Consider the following 6,605-nt stretch of genomic DNA (forward strand, 5'->3'; position numbering starts at 1 on the left):
CGCGGCTCCTCGTGCGGGCCGGGCCCGGGGACCACGAGCACCGCGCCGGTGTCGACCCGCGCGACCCGGGCGGGGGCGGCGGGGTGTTCGTCAGGGTCGGGGTGGGGCATGGCCTCGACGCTAGGAGCGGCGCCCGAGCGCGGGCGACCTCATTTCGGGGCGACACCCACCGGTCCGACGCTCCGACCCTCAGCCCGGCTCGTAGGCGAACCAGCCGCCTGGCGGGGACGGCGCCTGCGACTCGTCGCCGTCGGGCGAGCCGGTCAGGTGCGAGATGACGCTCATGCCCGCGAGCCTGCGAGGCGCTCGCTGCGCGCTCGCCACCCGTCGGCCAGGTACACGGCGAGCATCACGGCATTCGTCGCCCAGGCGAGCGCCAGAGGGCTGGTGCTCGCCCCGACTGCCGTCCCGGCGAGCACGACGACGACCCCGATCAGGTGCGGCCACGACCAGCCGCCACCGGTGGCACGTCGCAGCAGCGCGTTGGCGAGCAGGTACAGCCCCGTCGCACCGCAGACGAGCCCCACCGTCCACGGCTCGGCGTGGCCCAGGGGGTGCAGCAGGACGAGCTCGTCGGCGACGGCGAGCAGGACGACCCCGGCCACGAGCAGCAGAGGGACATAGGTGTACGCGGTCTGGGCGACCATCCCGGGGTGCTCCTGCGCGGCGAAGTACTCCGCGGCACGGCCCTGGGACCGCTCGAAGAAGAGCAGGAACGCCAGGACCGTGCTGGCGAACGCGGCAGCGAAGGCCGCGATCCGCGCGGCGTCGAGAGGGGCGCCGGCGAACGTCGCCCCGGTCACCACGACGGACTCGCCGAGCGCGATGATGACGAACAGGCCGATGCGTTCGGCCAGGTGCTCGGGGTGCACGTCCCAGGTCTCGGCCCGCGATCGACCAAGGCCGGGCACCCACACCATGACCCGGAACCCGCCGAGCTCGATCGCCACCGCCATCGCCCAGAGCACCAGGCGGGCGTCGCCGCCGACCGCGGCACCGGCGATCCAGAACACCGCGCCGGCCGCCGACCAGATCCCGATGCGGACGAAGTTGCGCGAGTTCTCGGGCCACCGGCCGGCCATCGCCCAGGCGGTGAGCGCGGACCTGCCGACCTGGATCACGACGACGGGCACGGCGAACAGCCAGCCGCGCGCACCGAAGGCCTCGGGGATCGCCGCGGCGACCAGCAGGCTGAGACCGGCGGCGGTGAGCATCCCGGCCATCACCGGCCCGCGTTGCGGGTCCAGCCAGTTGGTCACCCACGCGGTGTCGATCCAGACCACCCAGACCGCGGCTCCGAGCACGGCGGTCTGGACGAGCGTGTGCCCGCCGGGGTGGCTGATGAGCAGGTGGGAGAGCTGGGTGACGGCGAAGACGAAGACGAGGTCGAAGAAGAGCTCGACGTGGCTCACGGGGGCTGCGCCGTGCCCGCGGGGCCGCAGCAGGTCGTGCGTCGGCGTCATGGAACCTCCGCGCGGGAGGCTACCGGCCGGCCCGCGGTCGCGCCCCCGGGGAGGGTCCGGCTCAGGCGTCCCAGTCGCCGAGGGCGCCCTCGAGCGCGCCGAGCGCGGCGTCGACGATCGACCAGCGGTGCTCTGCCGGGCAGCCTTGGTCGACCCAGCGCAGGCAGGCCGCGTCGAGGAACCCGAAGTAGCCCCAGACCGCGTAGTCGTGGCGCAGGTCGTGCCGGTCGGCGAGCAGGGCGCCCAGCCGGGCGACGTAGTCGGTCCGGGCGGTGCGGCGTGCGTCGACCGCGGCCGGGGGTTCGCCGCCGTCACCGCGCAGCGGCGCGGACCAGCCCACCGGGTGGGCGGCGACGTGGTCGAGGTAGACGAGGGCCGTGGCGCGCAGCCGGTCGCGGACGGGGGCGCCGGGGGCCAGCGCGTCGAGCGCCGCGCGCTGGCGGTCGAGGAGCGAGCCGACGGCACGGGCGACGAGCGCGGTGTAGAGGTCGGCCTTGCCGGGGAAGTACCTGTAGACGAGCGCCTCGGAGGCGTGCGCGGCGGCGGCGACCTCGGCGACCGTGACCTGGGCGTAGGGGCGGTCGGCGAAGGTGTCGGCGGCGGCTGCCAGGATCTGCTCGCGGCGTTCGTCCGGGTCGAGCCGGCGGCGGGGCTGGCGGTCGGTGCGGCTCACCTTGCCGATGGTAGTGCTAGTGACCTAGGCTCACTAACGCTAGTAAGGAAAACTCACTAGGAGTGGGATGAGCTGGAGCGAGCACGTCGTGTGGTGGCAGGTCTACCCGCTGGGGTTCGTCGGCGCGCCCGTGCACCCCGACCAGCGGCGGGCGGCCGGCGAGCCGGTGGAGGGCCGGCTTCCCGCCGACACCCCGGTGCACGCAGGCGAGTCCGCACCTCCCACCGTCGTGCACCGGCTGCCGCGGCTGCTCGGCTGGCTCGACCACCTCGTCGGGCTCGGTGCCAACGGGCTGCTGCTCGGGCCCGTCTTCGACTCGGCGACCCACGGCTACGACACCCTCGACCACCTGCGGCTCGACCCTCGGCTCGGTGACGACGGCGACCTCGACGCGCTCGTCGCCGCCTGCCACGCCCGCGGCATCAAGGTCGCGTTCGACGGGGTGTTCAACCACGTGGCCGACACCCACCCGTTCTACCTCCGGGCCCTCGCCGAGGGCCCCGGTAGCCGGTACGCCGACTGGTTCGCCATCGACTGGGCGGCCGACGGCGGCCCGCGCGCCGCGGTGTTCGAGGGGCACGGGTCGCTCGTCGCGCTCAACCACGCGAACCCGCAGGTCGCCGACTACGTCGTACAGGTGATGAACCACTGGTGCGACCGTGGCGTCGACGCCTGGCGGCTGGACGCCGCCTACGCCGTGCCGACGCGGTTCTGGGCGGACGTGCTGCCGCGGGTGCGCGCGCAGCACCCCGACGTGTGGGTGAGCGCCGAGGTCATCCACGGCGACCAGGCCGCGTTCGTCGCAGGCTCCGGGGTCGACTCGCTCACCCAGTACCCGCTGTGGAAGGCGACGTGGAGCTCGCTGCTCGACGCCAACTTCTTCGAGCTCGACTGGGCGCTCGGCCTGCACGGTGCGTTGCCGTTCGTCGCGACCACCTTCGTCGGCAACCACGACGTCACCCGGATCGCCAGCAAGGTCGGGCCCGAGCGGGCGGTGCTCGCGCTCGTCGTGCTCGCGACCGTCGCCGGGGTGCCGACCGTCTACGCCGGTGACGAGCTGGCCTGGACCGGGGTCAAGGAGGAGCGGTTCGGCGGCGACGACGCGATCCGGCCCGAGTTCCCCGCACGGCCCGAGCTGGGCGACGGCGAGTGGATGTACCGCGTGCACCAGGAGCTCATCGGGCTGCGTCGGCGGCACCCCTGGCTGGTGCACGCCACGACGCGTGCGCTCGAGCTCACCAACACCCGGTACGTGTACGCCCCGACCTCACCCGACGGCGCCGACGGCCTCGTGGTCGAGCTCGACGTGAGCGGCGCGTCCCGGGCCGAGGTCCGCACCCCCGACGGCGCCACCCTGTTCCGCTACCCGGCCTGACGCCGGTCAGCTCCGGGGCTCGCGTCAGCCCCGGGGCTGGGGGCCGAGCTCGGCGAGGGAGGCCAGGAGGGCCTCCGGGTCGAAGGTGTCCGGGGCGTGGATCACCTGGATCGCAGCGCCCTGGAGCAGCGCGACGACGGTGGCGGCCAGGGCGGCCCCCTCGAGCGTGCTGCCGGCGACCACCTCGGCGCACACCGGCCGGAACGCCGCCTGGTAGCGGGCCAGCGCCCGGCTCACGGCGGCGCGGTGCGCAGGGTCGCGGCTGGAGAAGGAGAAGTCGAAGAGCAGCTCCACCTGGGCGCGCTGCTCCGGCAGGCCGAGCAGCTCGGTCCGGATCATCGACGAGAGCCGGGTCCAGGCCGGGCGGCCGCGCAGCTCCACCGGTTCGGCGGCGTCGAGCGTGCGGGTGAGCAGGTCGTCGAGCAGCGCGGTGAGCAGCTCGGCCCGCGAGCCGAAGTGGAAGAACACGAGACCGGGGGACACGTGGGCGCGTGCGGCGACCTGGCGCACGGTGAGCGCGGCGAGCCCGACCTCACCGGCCTGGGCGCCGGCGGCATCGAGGATCGCGCGGCGTCGCTCGTCCTCGGCGATCTTGCGGCCGACCATGGGGCGAGCCTACTGTCATGAGCCAGTATTGACCGGGCGATCAATGAGGTTCGCGATGACGACCAGCACCCCCGCACCCGAGCTCGACCTGGACGGTCTCGTCCGCCATGCCGAGGCCGCGGCCGGCCGGCCGACCAGGACGATCGCCCGCCCGTTCGACGGCAGCCCCGTCGGCGAGGTCCCGGTGGCCGACGTCGACGACCTGCTCGCCGCGATCGCACGAGCCCGCACCGCGCAGGTGGCCTGGGCCGCGCGGCCGATGGCCGAGCGCCGCGCGATCGTGCGCCGGTTCCACGACCTGCTGCTGTCCCGCCAGGACCGGATGCTCGACGTGGTCCAGGCCGAGACCGGCAAGGCCCGGCTCTCGGCGTTCGAGGAGCTCGCCGACACCGCCATGTGCGCGGCCTACTACGCCCGGCACGCCGCCGGGCACCTGCGGCCGCGTCGTCGGGCCGGGGTGGTGCCGCTGGTCACGAAGGTCACCGAACGGCACGTGCCCAAGGGTGTCGTCGGGATCATCTCGCCGTGGAACTACCCGCTCACCCTCGCGGTCTCCGATGCGATCCCCGCGCTGCTGGCCGGCAACGCCGTGGTGCTCAAACCCGACTCGACCACGCCGTTCACGGCGCTGCTCGCGATCTCCTGGCTGCGCGAGGCCGGGCTGCCGCGTGACGTGTTCCAGGTGGTCACCGGACCGGGCGCGGCTCTCGGCGACCCGCTCGTCGACCACGTCGACTACGTGATGTTCACCGGCTCCACCGCCACCGGCCGGCACGTGGCCGAACGCGCCGCGGCGAACCTCATCGGCTGCTCCGCCGAGCTGGGCGGCAAGAACGCGCTGCTCGTGCTCGACGACGTCGACGTGGCCGCCGCGCTCGACGGCGTGGCCAACGCCTGCTTCTCCAACTCCGGGCAGCTGTGCATCTCGATCGAGCGGCTGCTCGTGGCCGACGCGGTGTACGACGAGTTCGTCCCGGCGCTCGTCGAGCGGGTCCGGGCCATGCGGCTGGGCGCCTCCTACGGGTACGACGTCGAGATGGGCTCGCTCGTCTCGGCCGCGCAGCTGGCGACCGTGAGCGCGCACGTCGACGACGCCGTCGCGCACGGCGCCCAGGTGCTCGCCGGCGGCCGGGCCCGCCCCGACCTCGGCCCGTACTTCTACGAGCCGACCCTGCTCGCAGGCGTCGACGAGACCATGACGGTCTGCCGCACGGAGACCTTCGGGCCCGTCGTGAGCGTCTACCGCGTGACCGACGACGACGAGGCCGTCGCCCGCGCCAACGACACCGACTACGGGCTCAACTCGAGCGTGTGGGGCCGCCCGGCGCACGCTCGCCGGGTCGCCGAGCGGCTGCGCACGGGCACGGTCAACATCAACGACGGGTACGCCCCGGCGTGGGCCTCGCACGATGCGCCGATGGGCGGGTTCGGCGTCTCCGGCCTGGGCCGGCGGCACGGGCGCGAGGGCATCACCAAGTACACCGAGCCGCAGACCATCGCCGAGCAGGGCCGTCTGCTGCGGATGTACCCGACCGGCCCGCTCACCGCACCGCGGTACCACGCGCTCATGCGCTGGGCCGTGCCGGTGCTCGACAAGATCCGCTGAGGAGGCACGACATGGGCAAGGGCATCGCACTGTCCGGCGCACGGGTGCTCGTCACCGGCGGCGGCAACGGCATCGGGCGGCTCATGGCGCTCGGTGCCGCCGAACGCGGCGCGTCCGTCGTGGTCTGGGACCGGGACGCCACCCGGGCGCAGGCCGTGCGCGACGAGATCCGGGCCCGCGGCGGCTCGGCCGAGCACGCCGTGGTCGACGTGACCGACGTCGAGGCGGTGAACGCCGCCGCGGCGACCACCGGACCGGTCGACGTGCTGGTCAACAACGCCGGCGTGGTCTCCGGCAAGCGGCTGCTCGAGGCGACCGAGACCGAGATCCGGCGCACCTTCGAGGTGAACACGCTCGCGCTGTACTGGGTGACGCGGGCGTTCCTGCCCGGCATGGTCGCCCGGCACCGCGGCACCGTCGTCACGGTGTCCAGCGCGGCGGGCCTGGTCGGCGTGGCGCAGCAGACCGACTACTCGGCCAGCAAGTTCGCGGCGTTCGGGTTCGCCGAGTCGCTGCGCGCCGAGCTGCGGCTGGACCAGACCGGGGTGCACTCGCTCGTCGTCTGCCCGTACTACATCGACACCGGCATGTTCGACGGCGTGCACACCAAGTGGCCGCTGCTGCTGCCGATCCTGCACGAGCGGCACGTGGCCACCAAGGTGCTGGACTCGGTGGAGAAGGGTCGCGCGCTGCTCGTCATGCCGCCGCTGGCCCGCACCATCCCGCTGCTGCGCGCCCTGCCGGTGCGCGCGTTCGACGCCGTCGCCGACCTGCTCGGGGTGAACCAGACGATGGCCGGGTTCACCGGGCGGCCGGGTGACCGGGCCGGGGACGTCCCGGGCCGGGCGGGCGCGCCGGCCGGGAGCGGGGCTGGTGACCGGG

At 74.2% G+C, this 6,605-nt stretch carries 6 protein-coding genes; 3 read left to right on the forward strand and 3 right to left on the reverse strand.

Going from position 1 to position 6,605, the window contains the following annotated elements:
• Positions 1-281: 281 nt before the first annotated feature.
• Both F2B26_RS13725 and F2B26_RS13730 read right to left on the reverse strand, forming a co-directional pair.
• Positions 282-1,463, reverse strand: a complete 1,182-nt coding sequence (locus F2B26_RS13725; RefSeq protein WP_159810307.1) for a low temperature requirement protein A — start codon at positions 1,461-1,463, stop codon at positions 282-284.
• A gap of 61 nt (positions 1,464-1,524) precedes the next feature.
• A complete protein-coding gene (locus F2B26_RS13730; RefSeq protein ID WP_159810309.1) occupies positions 1,525-2,136 on the reverse strand; it encodes a TetR/AcrR family transcriptional regulator in 612 nt (203 codons plus the stop codon).
• 67 nt (positions 2,137-2,203) lie between these two features.
• Between F2B26_RS13730 and F2B26_RS13735 the strand changes: the two genes are divergently transcribed.
• The gene (locus tag F2B26_RS13735) at positions 2,204-3,511 is read left to right on the forward strand and encodes an alpha-amylase family glycosyl hydrolase (protein ID WP_159810311.1); all 1,308 of its coding nucleotides are present in this window, start codon (positions 2,204-2,206) and stop codon (positions 3,509-3,511) included.
• Positions 3,512-3,535: 24 nt separating this feature from the next.
• Here the strand turns inward: F2B26_RS13735 and F2B26_RS13740 are convergent, their stop codons facing one another.
• Positions 3,536-4,117, reverse strand: coding sequence for a TetR family transcriptional regulator (locus tag F2B26_RS13740; protein WP_159810313.1), 582 nt, complete (start codon positions 4,115-4,117; stop codon positions 3,536-3,538).
• 55 nt (positions 4,118-4,172) lie between these two features.
• Here F2B26_RS13740 and F2B26_RS13745 point away from each other — a divergent pair, with 55 nt between their 5' ends.
• On the forward strand, positions 4,173-5,723 hold the full coding sequence (locus tag F2B26_RS13745; protein ID WP_235929680.1) for a succinic semialdehyde dehydrogenase: 1,551 nt from the start codon (positions 4,173-4,175) through the stop codon (positions 5,721-5,723).
• Positions 5,724-5,734: 11 nt separating this feature from the next.
• A partial coding sequence (locus F2B26_RS13750) for an SDR family oxidoreductase (protein WP_159810317.1) occupies positions 5,735-6,605 on the forward strand: 871 nt, incomplete at its 3' end.

This window comes from Cellulomonas citrea (genome assembly GCF_009829685.1).
Taxonomy (GTDB): Bacteria; Actinomycetota; Actinomycetes; order Actinomycetales; family Cellulomonadaceae; genus Cellulomonas; species Cellulomonas citrea.

Excerpts from the sequence above, each read along its gene's own strand:
- F2B26_RS13725 (WP_159810307.1), bottom strand. The coding sequence starts at position 1,463 with ATGACGCCGACGCACGACCTGCTGCGGCCCCGCGGGCACGGCGCAGCC.
- F2B26_RS13735 (WP_159810311.1), top strand. The coding sequence starts at position 2,204 with ATGAGCTGGAGCGAGCACGTCGTGTGGTGGCAGGTCTACCCGCTGGGG.
- F2B26_RS13740 (WP_159810313.1), bottom strand. The coding sequence starts at position 4,117 with ATGGTCGGCCGCAAGATCGCCGAGGACGAGCGACGCCGCGCGATCCTC.
- F2B26_RS13745 (WP_235929680.1), top strand. The coding sequence starts at position 4,173 with ATGACGACCAGCACCCCCGCACCCGAGCTCGACCTGGACGGTCTCGTC.